The sequence below is a fragment of the Azohydromonas caseinilytica genome (assembly GCF_012927045.1).
Classification (GTDB): domain Bacteria; phylum Pseudomonadota; class Gammaproteobacteria; order Burkholderiales; family Burkholderiaceae_C; genus Azohydromonas; species Azohydromonas caseinilytica.
In genome coordinates this window covers 153,127-175,180 of sequence record NZ_JABBFW010000007.1, presented here as the reverse complement: position 1 = coordinate 175,180, position 22,054 = coordinate 153,127, and the positions used below count along the sequence as shown (strand labels likewise).

At 70.9% G+C, this 22,054-nt stretch carries 19 protein-coding genes; 12 read left to right on the top strand and 7 right to left on the bottom strand.

Going from position 1 to position 22,054, the window contains the following annotated elements; translation table 11 throughout:
• Positions 1–46: 46 nt before the first annotated feature.
• The 4 genes from HHL10_RS12465 to HHL10_RS12450 form a co-directional block, all read right to left on the bottom strand.
• On the bottom strand, positions 47–2,890 hold the full coding sequence (locus tag HHL10_RS12465; RefSeq protein WP_169160686.1) for a diguanylate cyclase: 2,844 nt from the start codon (positions 2,888–2,890) through the stop codon (positions 47–49).
• A gap of 324 nt (positions 2,891–3,214) precedes the next feature.
• Entirely contained in the window at positions 3,215–4,060 is an 846-nt protein-coding gene (gene map, locus HHL10_RS12460) for a type I methionyl aminopeptidase (RefSeq protein ID WP_169160685.1), read from the bottom strand.
• Positions 4,057–4,281: a ParD-like family protein gene (locus HHL10_RS12455; RefSeq protein WP_169160684.1), complete on the bottom strand. Its 225-nt coding sequence runs from the start codon at positions 4,279–4,281 to the stop codon at positions 4,057–4,059. Before HHL10_RS12455 ends, map begins: the two co-directional genes overlap by 4 nt.
• Before the next feature lie 64 nt (positions 4,282–4,345).
• Entirely contained in the window at positions 4,346–5,206 is an 861-nt protein-coding gene (locus HHL10_RS12450) for an HTD2 family dehydratase (RefSeq protein WP_169160683.1), read from the bottom strand.
• A gap of 330 nt (positions 5,207–5,536) precedes the next feature.
• Between HHL10_RS12450 and HHL10_RS12445 the strand changes: the two genes are divergently transcribed.
• Genes HHL10_RS12445 through HHL10_RS12435 form a run of 3 tightly spaced genes read left to right on the top strand, consistent with a single transcriptional unit; the run spans position 5,537 to position 7,048 of the window.
• Positions 5,537–6,175 carry a hypothetical protein gene (locus HHL10_RS12445; protein ID WP_169160682.1) on the top strand — a complete coding sequence of 213 codons (639 nt, stop codon included), beginning with the start codon at positions 5,537–5,539 and terminating at the stop codon, positions 6,173–6,175.
• Positions 6,176–6,190: 15 nt separating this feature from the next.
• A complete protein-coding gene (locus HHL10_RS12440) occupies positions 6,191–6,736 on the top strand; it encodes a GFA family protein (protein WP_169160681.1) in 546 nt (181 codons plus the stop codon).
• 3 nt (positions 6,737–6,739) lie between these two features.
• Positions 6,740–7,048, top strand: coding sequence for a hypothetical protein (locus HHL10_RS12435; protein WP_169160680.1), 309 nt, complete (start codon positions 6,740–6,742; stop codon positions 7,046–7,048).
• A 12-nt stretch (positions 7,049–7,060) separates the two neighbouring features.
• Here HHL10_RS12435 and HHL10_RS12430 read toward each other — a convergent pair whose 3' ends face one another.
• Together HHL10_RS12430 and HHL10_RS12425 are read right to left on the bottom strand one after the other, a co-directional pair.
• Complete coding sequence (locus HHL10_RS12430) at positions 7,061–7,699, bottom strand: response regulator (RefSeq protein ID WP_169160679.1); 639 nt, start codon at positions 7,697–7,699, stop codon at positions 7,061–7,063.
• Positions 7,696–9,093: a sensor histidine kinase gene (locus tag HHL10_RS12425; RefSeq protein WP_169160678.1), complete on the bottom strand. Its 1,398-nt coding sequence runs from the start codon at positions 9,091–9,093 to the stop codon at positions 7,696–7,698. Before HHL10_RS12425 ends, HHL10_RS12430 begins: the two co-directional genes overlap by 4 nt.
• Positions 9,094–9,210: 117 nt before the next feature.
• On the opposite strand from HHL10_RS12425, the gene HHL10_RS12420 reads away from it, so the two are divergent.
• The 4 genes from HHL10_RS12420 to HHL10_RS12405 all read left to right on the top strand — a co-directional run bounded on the left by HHL10_RS12420 (position 9,211) and on the right by HHL10_RS12405 (position 14,026).
• Positions 9,211–11,523, top strand: coding sequence for a TonB-dependent receptor (locus HHL10_RS12420; RefSeq protein ID WP_169160677.1), 2,313 nt, complete (start codon positions 9,211–9,213; stop codon positions 11,521–11,523).
• A gap of 47 nt (positions 11,524–11,570) precedes the next feature.
• Entirely contained in the window at positions 11,571–12,530 is a 960-nt protein-coding gene (locus HHL10_RS12415) for a PQQ-dependent catabolism-associated beta-propeller protein (RefSeq protein WP_169160676.1), read from the top strand.
• Between the two features lie 45 nt (positions 12,531–12,575).
• Positions 12,576–13,202: a LysE family translocator gene (locus HHL10_RS12410; protein WP_169160675.1), complete on the top strand. Its 627-nt coding sequence runs from the start codon at positions 12,576–12,578 to the stop codon at positions 13,200–13,202.
• A gap of 224 nt (positions 13,203–13,426) precedes the next feature.
• On the top strand, positions 13,427–14,026 hold the full coding sequence (locus HHL10_RS12405) for an alpha/beta hydrolase (RefSeq protein ID WP_169160821.1): 600 nt from the start codon (positions 13,427–13,429) through the stop codon (positions 14,024–14,026).
• A 3-nt stretch (positions 14,027–14,029) separates the two neighbouring features.
• Here HHL10_RS12405 and HHL10_RS12400 read toward each other — a convergent pair whose 3' ends face one another.
• Positions 14,030–14,944 carry a LysR family transcriptional regulator gene (locus tag HHL10_RS12400; protein WP_169160674.1) on the bottom strand — a complete coding sequence of 305 codons (915 nt, stop codon included), beginning with the start codon at positions 14,942–14,944 and terminating at the stop codon, positions 14,030–14,032.
• A gap of 189 nt (positions 14,945–15,133) precedes the next feature.
• Here HHL10_RS12400 and HHL10_RS12395 point away from each other — a divergent pair, with 189 nt between their 5' ends.
• The 5 genes from HHL10_RS12395 to HHL10_RS12375 all read left to right on the top strand — a co-directional run bounded on the left by HHL10_RS12395 (position 15,134) and on the right by HHL10_RS12375 (position 21,853).
• The gene (locus HHL10_RS12395) at positions 15,134–16,426 is read left to right on the top strand and encodes a gallate dioxygenase (RefSeq protein ID WP_169160673.1); all 1,293 of its coding nucleotides are present in this window, start codon (positions 15,134–15,136) and stop codon (positions 16,424–16,426) included.
• 249 nt (positions 16,427–16,675) lie between these two features.
• Positions 16,676–17,671, top strand: coding sequence for a Bug family tripartite tricarboxylate transporter substrate binding protein (locus HHL10_RS12390; RefSeq protein WP_169160672.1), 996 nt, complete (start codon positions 16,676–16,678; stop codon positions 17,669–17,671).
• A 340-nt stretch (positions 17,672–18,011) separates the two neighbouring features.
• The gene (locus tag HHL10_RS12385; RefSeq protein ID WP_169160820.1) at positions 18,012–19,277 is read left to right on the top strand and encodes an MFS transporter; all 1,266 of its coding nucleotides are present in this window, start codon (positions 18,012–18,014) and stop codon (positions 19,275–19,277) included.
• 55 nt (positions 19,278–19,332) lie between these two features.
• On the top strand, positions 19,333–20,313 hold the full coding sequence (locus tag HHL10_RS12380; RefSeq protein WP_169160671.1) for a Bug family tripartite tricarboxylate transporter substrate binding protein: 981 nt from the start codon (positions 19,333–19,335) through the stop codon (positions 20,311–20,313).
• Positions 20,314–20,515: 202 nt separating this feature from the next.
• Positions 20,516–21,853 (top strand): ferredoxin reductase family protein, encoded by a 1,338-nt coding sequence (locus HHL10_RS12375; RefSeq protein WP_169160670.1) that lies wholly within the window; start codon positions 20,516–20,518, stop codon positions 21,851–21,853.
• The last annotated feature ends 201 nt before the right edge of the window (positions 21,854–22,054 follow it).

The following is a 22,054-nucleotide window of genomic DNA, read 5'->3' as shown; positions in this document are numbered from 1 at the left end:
GTCCCCGCACGGCTCCCGGGCGAGACGCAGGCGCCGCGTCCAGCCCTTACAGCGGCGACGCCGCCGTCGCCGCCCCGGCCTGCGCCGCCCCGTACACCAACACCCGGTCCCGCCCCGCGGCCTTGGCGGCATACAGCGCCTCGTCGGCGCGTCCCAGCGCCGGCTCCAGGCTGTCTTCATGCGGCTGCCAGGCGCTGATGCCGAAGCTGGCGGTCACGCGGATCTCGCGACCCTTGTGCGGCACGCTCTCGCGGTGCAGCGCCTCGCGCAGCCGCTGCGCCACGCCCACCGCCTCTGCCTCGTCCGAGCCCACCAGCAGCGCCACGAACTCCTCGCCGCCGAAGCGGGCCGCCAGGTCGCTGCCGCGCAGCACGCCGCGCACGATCTCGGCCACGCGCACCAGCACCGCGTCGCCGCCCTGGTGGCCATGGGTGTCGTTGACGCGCTTGAAGTGGTCGATGTCGATCATCAGCGCCGTCAGCGGCTGGAGCGAGCGGCGGCAGCGCCGCAGCTCCTGCTCGGCCTGCAGGTTGAACTGGCGCCGCGTCAGCAGCGAGGTCAGCGAGTCGATGCTGGCCTGGCGCTTGAGCTCGGCCTCCAGGCGCTGCTGCTCGGTCACGTCCATGATCGTCAGCTGCAGCGCGGCGTCGCCGCGCCAGTCGATGCGCCGCCCCAGCATCTCCATCCAGAACGGCGTGCCGTCGCGGCGCAGCGCGGCGAAGCGCTGGTGCACCGACTCGACCGTGCCCTCGCACAGCTGCTGCCAGCCCTGCCGCAGCTCGGCCTGCACGCCCTCGGGCAGCAGGTGGCGCAGGTCGGGCTGCTCCAGCAGCTGCGCCGCGTTGGCGTAGCCGAACATGCGCGCGGCGACCTCGTTGGCGAACAGGGCCTTGAACCCGTCGTGCACCTTCTGCACCAGGATGCCCTGCAGCGAGCCCTCGATGAGCGTCTGGTAGCGCCGCTCGTTGTCGGACAGCGCCTCCTGCGCGCGCCGCTCCTCGGTGACGTCGATGACGAAGCCGGTGTAGACGATCTCCCGGGCCGTGCAGCGCACGGGCCGCGACATGGCGCGCACCCAGCGCACCTGGCCGCTGGCATGGGCGATGCGGTACTCGTGCTGCCAGGGCGCCTGCGCGGCCACCGCGCGCGCGACGGACTCCCGCACCTCCGGCCGGTCCCGCGCATCGACCATGGCGGTCCAGTCGCGCTCGTAGGCCTGCGGCCCCTGCCCGAACAGTTCCTGCACGCGGGGGCTGAGGTAGTAGAAGCCGCTGCCGCCGTCGCGGCGCGCGTACCACTGGTAGAGCATGCCCGGCACGGTGGCGGCGATCTCGCGGATGTGCTGCTCGCGCTCCTGCAGCGCGCGCTGCTGCGCGTGGTCGCGGGCCACGGCGCGCAGCTGCTGCGCCGTGCCGTTGGCCAGCACCACCACCGCCAGCGTCAGCAGCATGGCCGAGGCGAAGAACTCCCCGGCGAACTCCGCGGCCAGCGGCGCCGCGCCCACCGAGGCGGTCACGACCACCGGCAGCGAGCCCGACACCCGGTAGGCGATGAAGCGCTCGCCCTGGTCGAAGGGCGAGAGGCCGACGAAGGTGCCGTTGTCGCGGGCCGGCACATGCTTGCTGAACAGCGCGTAGCGGCTCATGTCCACCATCTCCAGCGGCTCCGGCATGGGCTCGCGTACCAGCGTGCGCTGGTCGGTGCGGAACAGGCCCACGGCGCCGTCGGGGCCGAGGTCCAGCGCGCGGTAGAAGGCGCGGAAGTAGGCCGGGGCCAGCGTGGCGACGACCACGCCGGCGAAGGCACCGTCCCGGTCCTCGATGCGCCGGCTGTAGGTGAAGGCGGGCCCGCCCATGGCGGTGCGGATCAGCGGGCCCAGGTACACCGTCTCGCCGCGCCGGTGCGCCAGGAAGTAGTCGCGGTACGCGTAGTTGCCCGGCAGCACCGCCGGGAAGCGGCCGGAGAAGCTGGCCACCCGGCCCTCGCGGTCGAGCACGAGGATGGCGTCCACCTGCTCCAGCGCCGCCGCGGTGGCGGCCAGCTCGGCCCATTCCAGGCGCGACCGGGCGAAGCGCTCGACGCCCACGTCGCGGATGCGCAGCGCCACCTGGCGCAGGATCAGGTCGGCGGGGTCCAGCGAGCGGTGCAGGTGCTCCACCAGGGTCTGGACCACGCTCTGCGTGCGCTGGGCCACCTCGCGCGACATGCTGGCGCTGGTGGTGGCCATGACCAGGCCCCAGGCGCCCACCAGCGCGGCGGTCATGGTGCCGGCCACGGACAGCAGCGCCGCGTGGCGCCTGAAGAAGCCCGGCGGCGTGGCGGCCAGGCACAGCGCGCTCACCGCCAGCGCCAGCAGCGCCTGCAGCACGGCCGATTGCGGCGCCAGCGTCACCAGCAGCAGCCGCTCGCCCGCGTGCCACCACCACGCGGCGTAGAACGCCAGCACGCCGGCGGACAGGGCCGATGCCGTCACGCAGGCCACCACCGCGCTGCGCAGGCCCCGGCCGGCCGCGGGGTCGAAGCGCAGCGCCGCCACGGACACCAGCACGAAGGTGAGCGCCAGCGAGGCGGGGGCGGCCCTGGCGGCCAGCGACTGCCCGGGCCAGCCCAGCCCGATGGCCAGGCTCAGCAGCGCCAGCAATGCCAGCGCGGCGGCCGCGGCGCGCGCCAGCCGCCGGGCGCGCGAGCGCAGCCCCATGCCGGCCACGGCCAGCCCGGCGAAGGTGAAGCCCAGCGCCGAGCCGAGCTTCATCAGCGGCGAGCCCGGCAGGCCCAGCGCCAGCGCGCGCTCGTGGCCCGACAGCAGCAGAGCCAGCGCCAGCGCACCGCACACGCCGACCAGTAGGGCGCAGACACGGGCACCGCGTTCAATGGCTCGACAGACGCTCATCGGTGCTCAAGCAGGACGGTGATCCCAGGGAGTTCGGCGCGGCGCGCGCACTCTGTAGGCACGCGCGGCGCCGGGGTCCAGGCCAGGGCGGCGGGCGTGAACAAATACCGGATCGGGGCCGCGGGCGGGGATGGGCGTCAAGTTGGGGTCAGGCGCAGCACGAACGGGCTCGCGAGGCCTGCCGCCTGCGTTGCCGGTCCCTCTTCAAGCCAGCCTGAAAAAATCCATCTCCGCACTCACCCGCTCGGGTTGTGGCTGAGCGAGGCCGCCGCGGCGGCCTCTGCGCGGACCTTCGGCGCTGCCACCCGCAACGCCGGCGCGCGCTCAGCCGGCCGTTGCCACGCTCGCCGCAGCCGCTGCGCCCGCAACCGCCTTGGGCTCGATGGCGGGATAGTCACCGTAGCCGTCCGGCCAGGGCGTGAGGATCTCGAAGCCCGTCTCGGTCACCGCCACCATGTGCTCCCACTGGGCGGAGAGCGAGTGATCCTTGGTGACCACGGTCCAGCCGTCGGGCAGCTGCCGGATGGCGGGCTTGCCGGCGTTGATCATGGGCTCGATGGTGAAGATCATCCCCGGCTCCAGGCGCAGCCCCTCGCCGCGGCGGCCGTAGTGCAGCACCTGCGGCTCGTCGTGGTAGACCTGCCCGATGCCATGCCCGCAGTACTCGCGCACCACGCTGAAGTGCTCGCGGTGCGCCACCGTCTGGATGGCGTGGCCGATGTCGCCCAGCGTGGCGCCGGGGCGCACCTGCAGGATGCCCGCGCGCAGCGCCTCGTAGGTGGTGCGCACCAGGCGCCGCGCCAGCGGGCCGGGCTGGCCCACGAAGTACATGCGGCTGCTGTCGCCGTACCAGCCGTCCTTGATCACGGCCACGTCGATGTTGACGATGTCGCCGGCCTTGAGCGGCTTGGGCGAGGGGATGCCGTGGCACACCACGTGGTTGACCGAGGTGCACAAGGTCTTGGGGTAGCCGTGGTAGCCGATGTTGGCCGGCACCGCGCCCAGGACATCGACGATGTACTCGCGGCAGATGCGGTCGAGCTCGTCGGTGCTCACGCCGGGCCGGACATGGGCGCCGATCATGCGCAGCACGTCGGCGGCCAGGCGGCCGGCGCGGCGCGCCATCTCGATGCCTTCGGCCGAGTGGATGGAAATGCGGGCGGACTTCATGCGCGGGCCTGCCTTTCCAATGCCGCGACCTGCGCCTCGGCCCGGATCTCGTCCTCGATCAGCAGCCGGCACAGGTCGCCGTAGCGCAGCTCCGGATGCAGCTCGCACAGCATGCCGATGCGCATCCAGTGCTCGGCCTGCGCGTTGATGGAGCGGTTCAGCGCCCCGCTGGCCACGCGCACGTTCTCGTGCATGGGCTCGGAGATCTTCACAAGACCCATGGGTCCTCCCGATATACGAAACGTATATGGTACGTTTATTGGGAAGCCTTGCTGCGGTCGCGAGTCAAAAAGCCGCCTCGGCCTGCATGGCCACGCTGCCGTCGGGCAGCGCGGTCCAGAGCGTGAGCCCGTCGCCCTGCGGGGCGGCCTGCAGCGTGAGCGGCATGCCCAGCAGCGCCGGCTGCAGGCCGCGGTAGCGCAAGCGCCGCAGCGGCCCCGGGCCCAGCCGCTTGGCCAAGCCGGCCAGCAGCGTGGCCTGCAGCGGGCCGTGCACCACCAGGTCGGCGTAGCCCTCCACCGCGCGGCAGTAGTCGGCGTCGTAGTGGATGCGGTGGCCGTTGAAGGTGAGCGCCGAGTAGCGGAACAGCAGCGTGGACGTCACCTCCACCGGCTCGCTGTAGCGCGCCGCCAACGGGGCCGGCACCGCGGCGGGCCGGGCGCCGGGCGGGGTGGGGTGCTTGTAGACGATGTCGTGCGTCTCGCTCAGCGCCAGGGTGTTGCCGTGGAACAGCTCGTGCCGCACGGCGACGAACACCAGCTCGCCGCTGCGTCCGCGCTTGTGCTCGATGGAGCGCACGCGCGAGCGCTTGCGCACCGTGGCGCCCAGCGGCAGCGGCGCGTGGAATTCCAGCTCGCCACCGGCCCACATGCGGTTGGGCAACGGCACCGGCGGCAGGAAGCCACCGCGCGCCGGGTGCCCGTCGCGCCCCAGCTCGGCCGGCGGCAGCCCCTCCAGGAAGTAGAGCCAGTGCCACAGCGGCGGCAGCGGCGTGCCGATGTTGAAAGCGTCCTGCGGCAGGCCCAGCGTCGCCGCCATGAGGCGGGCGTGGCGCACGGACAGCAAGTCCTCGTCCAGCGCCTCGCGGCCGATCCAGGGGCGCAGGGCGTCGAGGTCCACGGGGGAGCAGGCGGACGGGTGGTTCATGACGGGCTCACTGCGGGGTAGAGAAGAAGGCCTGCGCCGCCAGGCGGGGCAGGGCGGAAGGGCAAGGGCCGCGGACGGCCCTCGCTGAACGGTAGCGGCTGGCGCGGCGGCGGCATCGCCCATGCACCGCTGAACACGTGAATCCGCCCGCCATTGAATACGACAAGGCAGTTGGGCTCTGCCCATATGACTTGACATATGCAACTTGCAAGACCATGACACGCCGACGCCGGCGTTACAGGCACACAACACGCGAGGAGCAATTCACACCAAAAACTCCGTCATATTAAAAATCCACATGTCAATAACTCTTCAAATTAGAGTCGGCTCATGAATCATGAAATCAGCAATAACCATACGGCAGGCACCGCGCAAATCATCGAAGGGGTCATCGAGGCGGTACAGCGGGCATTCTTCGATCTCGATACTTGGAGTGACGAAGAGATGCACAGCAGCGGGCGCTTTTCTGCGCGCGTCTTTCCTCAGTTCAGGCATCTGGCGGAAAAACTCCAATGCGATGTCAGGTTCACGGCATCGGAACCGCGGAATTACGAATTCCTTTATGACATCTGCCTTTTGAAAACTTCCGGAGCCTTCAACGAACGAAATGGATACTTTTACACCCACTCACCATTGCGCCGAGCTCTTCTTGTCCTCGAATGTGAATGGAGTCCCAGAGAAGAAGAAATTGTTTACGACTTTTCAAAGCTACTCCTGGCCCGCGCCGATTTGCGCTGCATGATTTTCTACAGAAGTTCGCGGCCTTTGGTAGACGCATGCATCGAGCGCGCCAGGTTTGCCATCAAGTCTTTCGAGCAAAGCACTACCTCAGACAGGTACCTGCTGTGTGGCCTGCATGGACGCAGCACCACATTCACCATGCTCGACGGCTTAGGAAACGATCTTGAAATTGGCGATTTTCAGCGCTCCATTCAGAAGCAAGCCAGACCTCATATTCAAAACCTCTGATTCACCAATTGAATCATGACTCATTCCCTCACTGGCCAATGCCAATGCGGCGCCGTCCGCTACCGCGTCACCGGCACGCCCTTGACTTTATTCGCCTGTCACTGCACCGAATGCCAGCGCCAATCCTCCAGCGCCTTCGGCCTGTCGTTGTGGGTGAAGAATGCGGAGGTGGTGCTGGAAAAAGGCGCCATGAAGGAATGGGTGCGGGATTTGCCCTCCGGCAAGAAGATGGCCTGCCGCTTCTGCCCCGATTGCGGCACGCGGCTGTTTCACCAGGGGCTGGGCCAGAATGAAATCATCAGCCTCAAGCCCGGCACGCTGGACGACACCCAAGGGCTGCAATTGGCCGGCCATATTTGGACGGGCAGCAAGCAGGCCTGGGTGCAACTGGATGACCAGTTGCCTCAATATCCCGGCAATCCCGAGGTTTTCGAGACATTGATCGCGGCCTGGCAGGCCGCCTCACCCGACCTGGCACAGCGCCGACGGCCACCGGCCCCGCCGGCTTCAGTCGGCCACCGCCATGCCGAAATCAACGGGAACCTCAACAACCAGAAATAAGCCATGCGCTCGGTCAAACTCCTGGCCTGCCTGCTCGCCATTGCGGCCGCCCAGGCCCATGCCTATCCGGGCATGCTGCGGGATCTCGAAAATGCCAGCCGCACCTGCCCCAAGCAGGCGACGCCCGACACGCTGGCGAGCTGCGGACAGAAGAGCAGGGAGCACGACGCGGCCCTGGAGCGGCAGCAGCGCCTGGACCGGGAAAAGGCCGAGGCCCTGGAGCCGAATTTCAAGGCCAAAGCCCAACCGGAAAAACCCAGCGGCCTGTGCTTCAAGCGGCAGGCCACGGGCGAGGTGGTTTGCCCGAATTGAGGCGGGGCCGGCTCAATCCGCCAGCCCGTGCTCGCGCCCATAGCGCAGCAATTCCACCGCGTTGCCGACCCCGAGTTTCTGTCGCACCAGCGTCTGGTAATTGGCCACGGTTTTAGGGCTGAGCCGCAATTGCCGGGAAATCTCCTCCACCCCCGCGCCGCGCAGCAGCGCCTGCAGCACGTCGAATTCCCGGGTCGAGAGCTGCAGATGCGGCGCCGGCTCCGCGGCCTGCGCGGCGGCCTGGGCCACGTCCGCGGACAAGGGCCGCTCGCCGCGCCAGGCGCGGTGCACGGCCTCGATCAGTTCCTCCGGCGCGCTGTTCTTGGTCACGAAGCCCGCCGCGCCGGCGCGCAGGCACTGCACCACCACCGCGGCGCTGTCGTGCATGGTGAACACCAGCACCTTCAAATCCGGCCGCCGCACCGAGAGCCGCCGCAGCAGCTCCAGCCCGCTGCGCCCGGGCAGCGACAGGTCCAGGATCAGCAGGTCCACCGGGCATGCGTCTCCCACCGACAGCGCGGCGTAGGCGCTGTCCGCGTCCGCGAATTCGGCCGCCACGGCCATGCCCTCCAGTTCCAGCAGCCGGCGGTAGCCGGCCCGCACCACGGCGTGGTCGTCCACCAGGCCGATGCGCAAGGCACTCCCGCTCATCGCGCGTCCTCCTGTTCACCCCTCTCCAGGGCAAAGCTCGCCCGCAAGCTCAAGCCGCCAGCCTCGGTGCCGCCACCGTGCCAGTCGAAATCACCGCCCAGCGCCCACACCCGTTCCTTGATGCCGGCCAGGCCGCTGCCGCGCTGCAGCGCCGCCTCCAGGCCGTCCAGTCCGCGCCCGTCGTCCTGCACCGACCAGTCCACCCGCAACCCGCCACCGTCCCCGTCGCCGGCCACCCGCAGCGCCAGCCGCGCCCGCGTCGCGCCGGCATGGCGTGCCACGTTGGTCAGCGCCTCCTGGCTGATGCGGTAGAGCCCCAGCAGCAGCTCCTGCGGCAGCGCCAGGGCATCGTCGCCGGCGACCTCCAGCTCGAAGCCCAGGCCATGGCCGTGCGCGGCGCTTCGCCAGCCGGCCATCAGCTCCTCCAGCATCGCGCGCAGCCGTCCCAGTGTCGGCGTGGCGCCGCCGGAGGTGTCGAAGGGGCGCAGGCGGGCCAGCAGCCCGCGCACGTCCTGCTGCACGCGCGCCACCTGCTCGCCCATGCCGGCGGCCACCGGCTGCAGCTCGGGCTGGCCTTGCAGCCGCCGCGTCAGCCAGGCCGCGTCCACGCGCAGGGCGGTGAGGCGCTGGCCGAACTCGTCGTGCAGGTCGCGCGCCAGGCGCTGGCGCTCATCCTCGCGCAGGCTCAGCAGCCGCAGCGCCAGCACGCGGCGCGCGGCTTCGGCCTTCTCCTGCGCCGCCACCAGGCGCTTGAGCGCCCGCGCGATGGCCTCCAGCTCGCGGATGGGCATGGCGCCCAGCGCGCGCAGCGCACCCGCGTCCTGGCGCTCCACGCGGGCGATGGCGCCCAGCAGCGACTGCAGCGGCCCGAAGGCGCGCCGCACGTTCCACTGCATCACCGCCAGCATCAGCAGGCTGCACAGCGCCAGCAGCCCGAAGCTGCCCGCGATGTTGCCCAGCGCCTCCTGCAGCTCGCTGTCGGGCGAGGCGGTGAGCGTCACGGTCCAGGCCGTGCCGTCAGGCCGCGGCACGCGCCAGCTCACCGCCGGCTCGGGCCCGTCCAGCCCCAGCAGCCGCGCCACCGGCGAGGCCGCGCCCGCGGCTTCGGCCGCCGCTGCCGCGGGCAGCCCCGGCAGCGGCCGACCCTCGGCGTCGCGCAGCGCCAGCGACAGGTGGCGCAGCCCGTGCAGCGAGCGCAGCGCGGCCAGCGCCGCGGCGTCGTCCTGGCTGCCGATGCCCGACAGCACCGCGCCGGCGCGCGCCAGCGCCAGGGAGCTCGCCATCTCGCGCCGCGTGTCCTCGCGCGCGCGCAGCAGCCCCAGCACCAGCGACAGCAGCAGCGCGCCCAGGGCCACGGCCAGCGCGCGGCGCATCACCAGCCGGGGCAGCTCCATGGGAAGGCGCTCGGAACGCAGGTCGGGAATTTCTCCCGCCGGGGACGCGGCGGGGCGTGCATAGAGTGAGGACATAACTTCTGACAACACCGGGAGACAACCGAAGTGGGAAGGCGAGTGCACCTTCGCCAGCCGCGACTATCGCCGCTGGCCCGCCTGTTTCAACGCGCCGTGCTGCCGGCGCTGGCCCTCGCGGCCGCCGCGCCGGGCGTTCGCGCCCAGGCCTTGGAAGCGCCCGCGGCCACCGTGGAGGTCATCGGGACCTCGCCGCTGCCGGGGCAGGGCGTGGACCGCAACCTGCTGCCCTACGCCACCCAGAGCGTGCGCCGCGAGCGGCTGGACGAGGCCCAGGCCGACAACCTGCTCGACTTCATGAACCGGCACCTGCCCGGCGTGCAGGTCAACGACGTGCAGGGCAGCCCCTTCCAGGGCGATCTCACCTACCGGGGCTTCCGCGCCTCGCCGCTGCTGGGCGCGGCGCAGGGCCTGTCGGTTTACCTGGACGGCGTGCGCATCAACGAGCCCTTCGGCGACGTCGTGAACTGGGACCTGGTGCCCGAGTTCGCGCTCAACAGCGTGACGCTGGTGCCCGGCGCCAACCCGGCCTTCGGCCTCAACAGCCTGGGCGGCGCGCTGTCGCTGACCACGCACACCGGCCGCACCGCGCCGGGCTGGCGCGCGGAAGTATCGGCGGGCAGTTTCAATCGCAAGCGCCTGGACCTGAGCCACGGCACCAGCAGCGAGGACGGCTGGCACAGCTTCGTGGCCGGCACGCTGTTCGATGAGAACGGCTGGCGCGATCACTCCGAGGGCCGCCTGGGCAACCTGCTGGCCAAGGTGGGCCACGGCGCCGGCCCCACCGAGTGGGACCTGTCGCTGCAGCTCGGCCGCAGCCGCCTGGTGGGCAACGGCCTGGTGCCGGCTTACACGCTGGAGGAGGGCGATGGCGGCGTCTCCCGCGTGCCCGACCTCTACGCCGGCCGTCGCGAAGCCGTCTACACCCACCCGGACCGCAGCACCAACCGGCTGGCGCAGCTCGGCCTGAACGTGCGGCACCAGATCGACGACCGGACCGAGCTGGCGGCGCTGGCCTACGTGCGGCACTCACGCCGCGACACCGTCAACGGCGACCAGGCGGACGAGCCCGAGGACGAGGCCAACGCCTCCTTCAACACCACGCAGACGCGCCAGCGCGGCGTGGGCGCGGCACTGAACCTCTCCGGCACGCGCGGCGCGCACCAGTGGCAAGTCGGCGCCACGGTGGATGCCAGCCGCACGCGCTTCCGCGAGACGGAGCAGGAAGCGCTGTTCACCGCCGACCGCGGCGTGACGCCCGGCGACGAGGAAGCGGAGCTGGGCGCGCGCGTGACGGGCCGCTCCATCGCCTTCGGCCTCTACGGCACCGACACCTGGCGCGTGGCACCGCGCACGCATGTGACGGGCACGCTGCGCTACAACCACGCCCGCGTGAGCAACCAGCTCACCAGCGTGGACGACGACACCGGCGAGGTGCGCGAGCGGCCCAACGAGAAGTTCCGCTACAACAGCCTCAACCCCGCGCTGGGCATCGCGCACCGGCTCGAAGCCGGCCCCACGCTGTTCGCCAACCTGGCGCGCAACAACCGCGTGCCCACCGTCATCGAGCTGGGCTGCGCCGACCCGCAGGAGCCCTGCCGGCTGCCCGCCGGGCTGCAGGCCGACCCGTACCTGAAGCAGGTGATCTCGCGCACGGCCGAAGTCGGCGTGCGCTGGCCGCTGTCCCGCTCGCTGCAGCTGGGCGTGGCGGCCTATCGCACCGTGAACCGGGACGACATCCTGTTCCGCAGCGTCAGCGCCACCAGCCAGCAGGGCTACTTCCAGAACTTCCCGCGCACGCGCAACCAGGGCGTGGACCTGGACCTCCAGGGGCGCATGGGCGCCGTGTCGTGGACCGTGGGCTACAGCTTCCTGCAGGCCACCTACGAGGCCACCGGGCTGCTGCGCCAGGGCGAGCGCAACATCGAGGTGACGCCCGGCACGCGCATCGCAGGGCTGCCCCGGCACAGCCTGAAGCTCAGCGCCGACTGGCGCTTCTCGCCAGGCTGGAGCCTGGGCGGCGACCTGCAGGCCGTGTCGCGCCGCGTCACCGCGGGCAACGAGGACGGGCGCATCGAGGACGGCGAGGACGAGCGCGCGGACCTGAGCCTGCCCGGCCATGCCGTGCTGAACCTGCGCGCGAGCTGGCGCCCCCAGGCGCTGCCGCAGCAGCAGGGCTGGGAGCTGTTTGCCAAGGTCAACAACGTGTTCGACCGCCGCTACGAGAACTTCGCGGCGCTGGCGAGCACGGTGTTCGATGCCGCCGGCAACTACAGCGGCGAGGAGCGCGACGCGGTGTTCGTCGCGCCCGGCGCGCCGCGCAGCGTCTTCATCGGCGCGCGCTACCGCTTCTGACGGCGTTGGGAACACTTGCACGAAAACGAACCAGGAGACCGCAAGCCATGAAACCCACCCTCATTGCCGCCGCGCTGGCCCTGGCCTGCGGCGCCGCCGCGGCGCAGACCGCCTGGGTGTCGAGCGAGAAGGACCATGCCCTGACGCTGGTGGACCTGAAGACGCAGGCCGTGGCCGGCGTGGTCCCCACCTGCAAGCGCCCGCGCCACATGCAGCTCGCGCCCGACGGCAAGCGGCTGTTCGTGGCCTGCACCGAGTCCGGCCAGGCCGACATCATCGACGTGGCGAGCCGCAAGTCGGTGGGGCGCGTGTCGCTGGGCGACGAGCCCGAGGCCTTCGACTTCTCCAGCGACGGCAAGGCGCTGTACGTCTCGGCCGAGGACGAGGGCGCGCTGGTCACCATCGACGCCGCCAGCGGCAAGACGCTGGCCTCGGTGCCGGTGGGCAAGGAGCCCGAGGGCGTGAAGACCTCGCCTGACGGCAAGCTGGTGTTCGTGACCTCCGAGGTGGCGAACATGGTCCACGTCGTGGATGCCGCCACCGGCAAGCTGCGCAAGAACATCGCCGCCGGCAAGCGCCCGCGCCGCATGGTGTTCACGCCCGACGGCGCGCAGCTGTGGGTGAGCAACGAGCTGGGCGCGAGCATCAGCGTCATCTCGGTCAAGGACCTCGCGGTCGCCGACACCATCAAGCTGGAACTCAAGGGCGCGCGCGCCGAGGACATCACGCCCGTGGGCCTGGCCATGACGCGCGACGGCAAGACGGCGTTCGTGTCCATGGGTCGCGCCAACCACGTGGGCTACATCGACGTGGCCAGCCGCAAGCTGACCAAGACCGTGCTGGTGGGCAAGCGCGCCTGGCACGTGGCGCTGAGCCCGGACGAGAGCCGCCTGGTGGTGAGCAACGGGATGAGCGACGACGTGACCATCGTCGAAACCGCCAGCGGCAAGGCGCTCAAGAGCGTGCCGGTGGGACGGGTGCCGTACATGGCGGTGGTGCTGCCCTGACGGGGGGCCGGGCGTGGCGGTGCACCCCGGCACCTATCATCGGGCATGCTCACGCTGTCCCAGGCTCTCGCCTTCCTGCTCGCCGCCGTGCTCATCACGGCCTCCCCCGGTCCGGACAACCTGATGGTGCTCAGTGTGGGCATCTCCAAGGGACGCCGGCAGGGCATCGCCTTCGGGCTCGGCTGCGCCCTGGGTTGCCTGAGCCATACGCTGCTGGCCGCCATTGGCGTGAGCGCGATCGTGGCGGCCTCGCCGCTGGCCTTCACGCTGCTGAAGTGGGCCGGTGGCCTCTACCTGGTGTGGCTGGGCGCCCAGGCGCTGCGCAGCCGGGGCTCGACCCGCATCGGCCATGCGCAGTCCGCGGATTCGAGCTTGCGGGCGCTGTTCTTCAAGGGAGTGGTTGCCAACGCGATCAATCCGAAGGTGGTGCTGTTCTTCCTGTCCTTCCTGCCGCAGTTCGTGGTGCCGGCGCAGGGCCCGGTCGGGACGCAGCTCGCCGCCCTGGGCGTCATCTTCACGGCCCAGGCCGCCCTGCTGTTCGGCCTGCTCGGGTTCTTTGCCGGAGGCATCGGGCAATGGCTCAACCGCCGGCCGCGCTCCGCGCTGTGGCTCGATCGCCTCGCCGGCATGATCTTCATCGGGCTGGGCACGCGCCTGATCGTGGCGCGGTGAGTGCCTGTGGGGCCAGGGTGAAGGCGTCCCCTGTGCAGGCCGCAAAGGCCGGGCCGAGAACGCGGACGCCGTGGCGTAGTCCGTGCCCGGGGCCATGGCGCTGTAGGCTGGCGCACGAACCGCAAAGCAGTAGAAGGATCTGACCGGTGCACGCAGCCACCCGCCTGTTCGGACACGCAGCCGATGTCCGCGGCGCCGTGTTGATCGATGCCCCCACGGGAGCCATGGAGGTCTTCGTGGACCCTCCGCCGGACGCTCCGCGCGGTGTGGCCATCGTCGCGCATCCGCAGCCCCTGCTGGGCGGCAGCGCGCAGCACAAGATCCCGCAGCTGCTGGGGCGTGCGCTGCGCGACGACGGCTGGTTGAGCCTGCGGCCGAACTTCCGCGGCGTGGGCGCCAGCCAGGGCGCGCATGACCATGGCTTCGGCGAAGCCGAGGACCTGCTGGCGCTGGCCGGGCGGCTGCGCGCCGAGCACGAAGGCCTGCCGCTGGCGCTGGTGGGCTTCTCCTTCGGTGCCTTCGTGCAGGCGCGCGTGGCGCGGCGGCTGGCGGACGCGGGCCGGCCGGCGGCGCGGGTGGTGCTGGCCGGCATGCCGGCCGGCGAGGTCCGCAGCGGGCGCCGCTTCGAGACGCCGGCCGCCGTGGACGAGGCGCTCGTCATTCATGGCGAGCTGGACGAGACCGTGCCCCTGGCCAACGTGCTGGACTGGGCCCGTCCCCAGGTCAAGCCCGTTCTGGTGGTCCCGGGCGCGGACCATTTCTTCACCGGCAAGCTGCCGCTGCTGCGCTCGCTGACGGTGAGTCACCTGGCAGGCGGGCTGTGACGCTCACCACGCCGGCGTCTCCAGGTGCCCGAAGTGATGCGCCGCCCGCCCCAGGTGGGCGATGAACTGGCGCACCGCCGGCACCAGCGCGCTTTCCGGGCGCGTCATGGCCGCCATGTGGGCCTGCAACGCGCCTTCCTGGACCGGCACGATCTTCATGTAGGCCCCAGCCATCGGGTGCATGGCGATCTGCCGCGGCATCAGGCCCACAAAATCCCCGCCGCAGATCAGCGCCAGCAGGCCCAGCGTGGAGTTCACCACCGCGCTGGCCTTGGGCACGGGCAGGCCATGCTCGGTAAACAGGTGCCGGGCATAGCCCGCGTCGGCCGAGGTGCCCGTGAACACCCAGCGCGCCTCCGCCAACTCGGCCAGCGACTTCGCCCGGGCATGCAGTGAGGACTTCTGCGCCACCACCACCATCTGGATCGGCATCAGCGGCTCGATGACCAGCTCGCCCGCGGGCAGCCCCGAGGGCACCGGGCCGACCGCCACCTCCACCTCGCCGGCGCGCAAGCGGGTGAGCTGCGCCATGTACAGCTCCTCGTCGATGCGCAGCCGGATGCCGGGGTAGGCGGCGCTGAAGGTGCGCAGCGCCTCGGGCACCAGCAGCGTCAGCGCCAGCGGCACGGCCGCGACATGCAGGCTGCCGACCATCTCGCCGCTGAGCTGCCGGATCTGGTCCACCGCCGCCGCGAGCTCGCGCTCCACCGTCCTGGCCCGGTCCGCCAGCACGCGCCCCTGCGCGGTGGTGGACACCCCGGTGTTGGAGCGCATCAGCAGCGGCGCCCCCAGCTCCTGCTCCAGCTCGCGGATCGCCTTGGTCAGCGCCGGCTGGGACACGCCCAGCTGGCGCGCCGCGTTGCGCAGGCTGCCGGTTTCCACGGCCGCCACCAGCGCGCGCAGTGACTGCAACTTCATTGTTTTCCCTGATATCGGCCGGTTATCGCGGCCCGCTTCGCGTCATCTTATGGCCGCACGATTCCGTCCCTAGAGTCGCGGCCTTCGTCACGCAGATCAACAGGCCCGCACCTGCCCGGGCGCGGCGGCGCCGCCTCGTTCGAGGCCCGCGCCTCGGCGGACGAGCGGCATCTCCAGGAAAACGTTCCCATGGCAACCATCATCGGCGGTATCGCCGCTTCGCACACACCCACCATCGGCTTCGCCTTCGACCGCGACAAGCGCCACGACCCGGCCTGGCAGCCGGTGTTCGAGGCTTTCGACCCGGTGCGGCAGTGGATCAAGGACCAGCGCCCCGACGTGCTGCTGCTGACCTACAACGACCACGTCACCTCCTTCTTCTTCGACCACTACTCGGCCTTCGCGCTGGGCGTGGGCGAGGAGTGGCGCGTGGCCGACGAGGGCGGCGGCGCGCGCGACCTGCCGCCGATCGCCGGGCACCCGCGCTTCGCGGCGCACATCGCGCAGTCGCTGGTGTCCGAGGAGTTCGACCTCTCCTGCTTCCAGAACAAGCCGCTGGACCATGGCTGCTTCTCGCCGCTGTCCATGCTGTGCGAGCACAAGCCCGACTGGCCCGCCAGGCTGGTGCCGCTGCAAATGGGCGTGCTGCAGTTCCCCATCCCGACGGCCCGGCGCTTCTACAAGCTCGGCCAGGCGCTGCGCCGCGCCATCGAGAGCTACCCCGAAGACCTGCGCGTGGCGGTGGTGGCCACCGGCGGCCTGTCGCACCAGGTGCACGGCGAGCGCGCGGGCTTCAACAACGTGGCGTGGGACCACAAGTTTCTGGACCTGTTCGAGCACGATCCCGAACAGCTCGCCGACATGACGCACGCCGAGTACGCCGAGCTCGGCGGCATGGAGGGTGCCGAGGTCATCATGTGGCTGACCATGCGCGGCGCGCTGGGCGCCAAGGTCGAGTGCAGGCACCGCAGCTACTACCTGCCGTCGATGACGGGCATCGCCACCGCCATCTTCGAGTGCGCCACCGGGCCGCTGCCCGAATCGGTGCTGGCGCGCCACCGCGACGCCATGGGCCTGCAACTCCAGGGCGCGGAGAAGCTGCAGGGCACCTACGCGTTCACGCTGGAGCGCAGCGTCAAGGCCTACCGCCTCAACCGCTTCCTGCACGACCTCATCATCCCCGAGCAGCGCGCGCGCTTCCTGGAGGCGCCCGAGGCGGCCTATGAAGCAGCCGGCCTGAGCGAACACGAGCGCGACATGGTGCGACGGCGCGACTGGCGCGCGCTCATCCAGTACGGCGCCTCCTTCTTCGTGCTGGAGAAGCTGGGCGCGGTGGTGGGCGTGTCCAACCTGCACATCTACGCCGCCATGCGCGGCGAGACGCTGGAGCAGTTCCAGGCCACGCGCAACGCGCCGGGCGCGCTGTACTCCGTGGCCGGCAAGGACGCCGCCACGCTGGCCTGGGACAGCAAGAAGGGCTGACCTGAAGCGCCAAGCACCCGGGCCGTCATCCGGCGGCCCGGGAACATTCGAGGGCGCACCGGCGTCGCCGGACTGAGTGCCCCACGCCGGCCCGCACCGGCCGCACCGCCGCATCCCGGCCAAGCCCGCCCCCGCAGGCGTCGCGCGAACATCGCGCGACGCCTGCACGCGCTTGTGCCGGGACCGCGCGAGCCCGTCGCCCTGGGCCCGCCATATGCTGCGCGGTGAATTGCCTCGGAGACTTTCCCCATGACTTCCTCGCACCGGCCTCGGTTCCAGCCCACCCGCCGCCGCCTGCTCACCGCAGCGCTCGCGCTGCCGGCCGCCCGCTGGGTGCAGGCGCAACCGGCCTGGCCCGCCAAGACCATCACGCTGATCGTGCCCTTCGCGCCGGGCGGCATCGCCGACATCACGGCCCGCACCGTGACGCAGGCCGTGGCCAAGTCGCTGGGCCAGACCATCGTGATCGACAACCGGCCCAGCGCCGGCAGCATCGTCGCCTCCCAGGCGGTGGCCAAGGCCGCGCCCGACGGCTACACCGTGCTGCTGATGAGCAATTCCAACGCCGTCAGCGAGGGACTGTTCAAGAAGCTGCCCTTCAGCTCGATCCGCGACTTCGCGCCCGTGGCCACGCTGGGCTTCTTCGACCTGGCGGCCTTCGTGGACAACGGCTCGCGCTTCAAGAGCCTGGCCGAAGTGATCGGCTACGCCAAGGCCAACCCGGGCAAGCTCACCATCGGCACCATTTCCATAGGCTCCACCCAGCACCTGGCGGCCGAGCTGTTCAAGACCACAGCCGGCATCGACGCGGTGATCGTGCCCTACAAGGCCTCCGCGGCGGTGCTGACCGCCTTGCGCGGCGGTGAGATCGACATCGGCTTCGAGATCCTGGGCCCCTTCCTGTCGCAGGTCACGGGCAAGACGCTGCGCGCCCTGGCCGTGACCTCGGACAAGCGCTTCCCGACGCTGCCCGACGTGCCGACCGTGCAGGAGTCGGGCGTGCGCAACTACAACGTCGCCTCCTGGAACGCGCTGGCCGTGCCGGCCAAGACGCCGCAGGCCGTCATCGAGCGCCTGAACCGGGCCGCCAACGACGCGCTGAAGCAGCCCGAAGTGCAGCAGCAGCTGCAGAAGCTGGGCGTGCGCCCCAAGGGCGGCACGCCGCAGGAGTTGCAGACGCTGCTGGCCTCGGAGATCAAGCGCTGGTCCGCCGTGATCGCGGAGGCCAAGATCGAGCGGCAGTGAGGCGCCCTTCGAACTCAGGTTAACCCTGATATTCCTCGGTTATCGCGCCCGCCTTCGCGTCATCTTATGGCCGAGGGCCCTCGTCCCTAGAGTCGCGACTTTCTCGTGACACAGATCAAACGGCCGGCGCAGCTCCCTGGAGCTGGCGCAAGGAGCCGTTGATCGCAGCCATGGAGACAAGCCCGTGTCAACGACATCCGCCGCCCCCGGAGGCGGCCCGCACACCGCGGCTGTTCAAGGCGACAGCCGGCCCGGTTATCACGACTCTCAGGAGACAAGCTTGAATTCCTTTTCCGCAGCGTCCACGGTGGACGTGCGCACCTTCATCAACGCGCGGCCGATGTCCGGCTACCAGTGGCTGGTGCTCGGCCTGTGCTTCCTCATCGTCGCGGCCGACGGCATGGACGTCGCGATCATGGGCTTCGTGGCGCCCACCATCCTGCAGGAGTGGGGCATCTCGCGCGCCGCCTTCGGCATGGTGATGAGCGCCGCGCCCATCGGCCTGGTGGTCGGCGCGCTGTTAGCCGGTCCGGCCTCCGACAAGGTGGGGCGCAAGAAGGTGCTGGTGGGCTCGGTGCTGGCCTTCGCGCTGTTCACGCTGGCGGCGTCCTACGCCCACAACGTGACGGAGTTGATGGGGCTGCGCTTTCTCACCGGCATCGGCCTGGGCGCGGCGATGCCCAACACCACGACGCTGCTGTCGGAGTACGTGCCCGAGAAGTCGCGCTCGCTGATGGTGACCATGATGTTCACCGGCTTCAACCTGGGCTCGGCGCTGGTGGGCTTCGTGGCGGCCTCGCTCATTCCCGTGTACGGCTGGCGCGCCGTGCTGGTGGCCGGCGGCCTGGTGCCGCTGGCACTGGTGCCGCTGCTGATGCTGCTGCTGCCCGAGTCCTCGCGCTTCCTGGCCGTGCGCGGCGCGCCGGCGCAGCGCATCGCCCGCACGCTGGGCCGCGTCTGCGGCGCCACCTTCCCGGCGGGCACGGCCTTCGTGTCGCAGGAGCCGGAGACGCCGGCCAAGACGCCGGTGCGGCTGCTGTTTTCCAAGGGCTTCGGCCTGATGTCGGGCGCGCTGTGGCTGACCTACTTCATGGGTCTCATGGTCATCTACCTGCTCACCGGCTGGCTGCCCACGCTGTTCAAGGACGCCGGCCTCACCGTGTCGCAGGCCGCGAACATGACGGCCCTGTTCCAGATCGGCGGCACCGTCGGCGGCGTGTTCGTCGGCTGGCTGATGGACAAGCGCGCCCCGACGCGCGTGATCAGCCTGGGCTACCTGGCCGGCGCGGCCAGCGTGCTGCTGCTGGCCTACAGCGGCACGATGTCGGCGGCGCTGGGGCTGCTGGTGGCGCTGGTGGGCTTCTGCATGAGCGGCGCGCAGACCGGCCTCAATGCCTACGCGCCCTCGTGCTACCCGACCATGGCGCGCGCCACCGGCGTGAGCTGGATGCTGGGCATGGGCCGCTTCGGCAGCATCTTCGGCTCGGCCATCGGCGGCCTGCTGCTGGGCCTGGGCTGGAGCTTCGAGACGATCCTGTCGCTGCTGGCCATCCCCGCGGCGCTGGCCGCCGGCGCGGTGCTGCTGAGCCGGCGCGCCCAGGCCTGACCACGGCCCATCGCTTGCCGGCCCGCCGGGCAAGGACTCACACAAGGAGACGAGGATGGAGCACAACCACCACGCACCCCGGCGCCGAGCGATCCTGCTGGGCGCCCTGGCCTCGGCCGCCTGGCCCGCGGTTCGCGCCCAGTCCGGCAAGACGCTGCGGCTGATCGTGCCGTTCCCGCCGGGCGGCTCCACCGACATCCTGGCGCGCGCCATCGGCGCCAAGCTGGGCCCTGCGCTCGGCCAGACCGTGGTGATCGACAACAAGCCCGGCGCCGGCGGTTCGCTGGGCGCCACCGAGGCGGCACGCGCCGAGGCCGACGGCCACACGCTGCTGATGGGCCACATCGGCACGCTGGCGGTCAACCCGGCGCTCTATCCCAGGCTGCCCTACGACCCGCTCAAGAGCTTCGTGCCGGTGGCCTGGGTGGCGCGCGTGCCCAACGTGCTGGTGGTCAACGCCAATTCGCCCATCAGGACACTGGACGACCTGATCCGGACGGCGCGCGCCCAGCCGGGCAAGCTCACCTATTCCTCCGGCGGCAACGGCAGCGCCGCCAACATCGCCTTCGAGTATCTGAAGCTCATGGCGAAGTTCCCCATGCTGCACATTCCCTACAAGGGCACGGCGCCCTCGGTGACCGACCTGCTGGGCGGGCAGGTGGATGCCACCTTCACCGGCGCGCCCGGGGTGCTGCCGCATGTGCGCAACGGCCGCCTGCGCGCGCTGGCCGTCTCCAGCCCGCAGCGCCTGGCCTCGCTGCCCGAGGTGCCCACCGTGGCGGAGAGCGGCTTTCCCGGCTTCGAGGCCGACCAGTGGTACGGCATCGTCGCGCCGGCCGGCACGCCGGCGGCCGTGGTGGAACGGCTCAATGCCGAAATCAACAAGGCGCTGCAGATGCCCGCGGTGGCCCAGCAACTGGCCGGTGAGGGCGCCATCCCCACGCCCACCACGCCCAAGGCCCTCGGCGAGCTGATCGCGCGCGAGATCCCGCGCTGGACCGAGGTGGTGAAGGCCGGCCACGTCAAGCCTGACTGACGTCCGTTAATCAAGCAGCAATTACCCGGGGCTATAACCGTCGCGTTCTCAACTCTGCTGCGACTTCCTCGACGCCGGCCATGTGAGTGAGCCCGTACCCGAGGAAGCTAGCAACGCGAGTCGGCCTCGGCCGGTTCAGGGCTTCGGTCTCGTTCCGGCTGAGGAACCGGCCCGCACTGTCCAAGGCCTCGGGAGGTGCCTGATGAAACGGATCAAAGTCGCCCTGGTCGCCACGCTGGCGCTGCTGGGGGTGTCATGGCTGCTGGCCGACACGCTGTGGCCGCAGCCCTTCGGCTACTTCCCGTTCCGCACCGTGTTCATGCAGCTCAGCGGCGTCATCGCCATCGGCGCGATGAGCGTCGCGATGCTGCTGGCGCTGCGCCCCAAGTGGCTGGAGCCGCACCTGGACGGCCTGGACAAGCTCTATCGGCTGCACAAGTGGCTGGGCATCACGGCGCTGGTGGTCTCGGTGCTGCACTGGTGGGTGGGACGCGGCACGAAGTGGATGGTGGGTTGGGGCTGGCTCGTGCGCCCGCCGCGCGGGCCGCGCCCGGACCCCTCGCAGCTCGGCGCCATCGAGGGCTGGTTGCGCGGCCAGCGCGGCCTGGCCGAGTCGGTGGGCGAATGGGCCTTCTACGCCGCGGCGCTGCTGATGGTGCTGGCGCTGGTCAAGCGCTTCCCCTATCACCTCTTCAGGAAGACGCACAAATGGCTGGCCGTGGCCTACCTGGCGCTCGTCTACCACGCGGCGGTGCTGGTGAAGTTCAGCTACTGGCGCCAGCCGGTGGGCTGGCTGGTGGCGGCGCTGCTGCTGGGCGGCAGCGTGGCCGCGCTGCGGGTGCTGGCCGGACGCGTGGGCGCCGGGCGCAAGGTGGCCGGCGTCATCGACGCGCTGGAGTACCACCCCGCGCTGCGCGTGCTGGAGTCGCGCGTCGCGCTGCAGCCCGGCTGGCCGGGCCATGCGGCCGGGCAGTTCGCCTTCGCCACCTCGGACCCGCGCGAGGGCGCGCATCCCTACACCATCGCCTCGGCCTGGAACCCGCAGGAGCGGCGCATCACCTTCATCACCAAGGCGCTGGGCGACCACACCGGCCGGCTCCACGAGCGCTTGAAGGTCGGCATGCCGGTGACGGTGGAAGGGCCCTACGGCTGCTTCGACTTCGAGGACGGCTCACGGCGCCAGATCTGGATCGGCGCGGGCATCGGCATCACGCCCTTCGTCGCGCGCATGAAGCAGCTGGCGGCGCAGCCGCAGGCCCTGCCGATCGACCTGTTCCACCCGACCGCGGTCCACGAGGCCTCCGCCATCGACAAGCTCCAGGCCGACGCCCGCGCTGCCGGCGTGCGGCTGCACCTCCTGGTGGACGCGCAGGACGGCCGGCTCGACGGCCCACGGCTGCGCGCCACGGTGCCCGACTGGCGCGAAGCCAGCATCTGGTTCTGCGGCCCAGCCCGATTCGGCCAGGCCTTGCGCAAGGACCTGATCGCCCACGGCCTGCCGCCGCGGCAGTTCCACCAGGAGCTGTTCCAGATGCGTTGAGTCGGCGCCGACGCCGCAGCCGCAACGCGCCCCAGGCCAGCAGGACGCAGGCGGCCATGGCCACGCCCATGGACCGCTGGCGCCGCGCCGCCAGCAGGTGCAGGCGCGGAGCTGGGCCCCTGGGCCAAGCCGGAGTCCGCCCGCACCTCGCACACGGCCTGCACGCTGCGGCTCTCAGGGCGAACGGGCCATTTCATGGCC

Coding starts and splice junctions, on each gene's coding strand:
- HHL10_RS12465 (WP_169160686.1), bottom strand. CDS start 2,890: ATGAGCGTCTGTCGAGCCATTGAACGCGGTGCCCGTGTCTGCGCCCTA.
- map (WP_169160685.1), bottom strand. CDS start 4,060: ATGAAGTCCGCCCGCATTTCCATCCACTCGGCCGAAGGCATCGAGATG.
- HHL10_RS12455 (WP_169160684.1), bottom strand. CDS start 4,281: ATGGGTCTTGTGAAGATCTCCGAGCCCATGCACGAGAACGTGCGCGTG.
- HHL10_RS12450 (WP_169160683.1), bottom strand. CDS start 5,206: ATGAACCACCCGTCCGCCTGCTCCCCCGTGGACCTCGACGCCCTGCGC.
- HHL10_RS12445 (WP_169160682.1), top strand. CDS start 5,537: ATGAATCATGAAATCAGCAATAACCATACGGCAGGCACCGCGCAAATC.
- HHL10_RS12440 (WP_169160681.1), top strand. CDS start 6,191: ATGACTCATTCCCTCACTGGCCAATGCCAATGCGGCGCCGTCCGCTAC.
- HHL10_RS12435 (WP_169160680.1), top strand. CDS start 6,740: ATGCGCTCGGTCAAACTCCTGGCCTGCCTGCTCGCCATTGCGGCCGCC.
- HHL10_RS12430 (WP_169160679.1), bottom strand. CDS start 7,699: ATGAGCGGGAGTGCCTTGCGCATCGGCCTGGTGGACGACCACGCCGTG.
- HHL10_RS12425 (WP_169160678.1), bottom strand. CDS start 9,093: ATGGAGCTGCCCCGGCTGGTGATGCGCCGCGCGCTGGCCGTGGCCCTG.
- HHL10_RS12415 (WP_169160676.1), top strand. CDS start 11,571: ATGAAACCCACCCTCATTGCCGCCGCGCTGGCCCTGGCCTGCGGCGCC.
- HHL10_RS12410 (WP_169160675.1), top strand. CDS start 12,576: ATGCTCACGCTGTCCCAGGCTCTCGCCTTCCTGCTCGCCGCCGTGCTC.
- HHL10_RS12405 (WP_169160821.1), top strand. CDS start 13,427: ATGGAGGTCTTCGTGGACCCTCCGCCGGACGCTCCGCGCGGTGTGGCC.
- HHL10_RS12400 (WP_169160674.1), bottom strand. CDS start 14,944: ATGAAGTTGCAGTCACTGCGCGCGCTGGTGGCGGCCGTGGAAACCGGC.
- HHL10_RS12395 (WP_169160673.1), top strand. CDS start 15,134: ATGGCAACCATCATCGGCGGTATCGCCGCTTCGCACACACCCACCATC.
- HHL10_RS12390 (WP_169160672.1), top strand. CDS start 16,676: ATGACTTCCTCGCACCGGCCTCGGTTCCAGCCCACCCGCCGCCGCCTG.
- HHL10_RS12385 (WP_169160820.1), top strand. CDS start 18,012: ATGTCCGGCTACCAGTGGCTGGTGCTCGGCCTGTGCTTCCTCATCGTC.
- HHL10_RS12380 (WP_169160671.1), top strand. CDS start 19,333: ATGGAGCACAACCACCACGCACCCCGGCGCCGAGCGATCCTGCTGGGC.
- HHL10_RS12375 (WP_169160670.1), top strand. CDS start 20,516: ATGAAACGGATCAAAGTCGCCCTGGTCGCCACGCTGGCGCTGCTGGGG.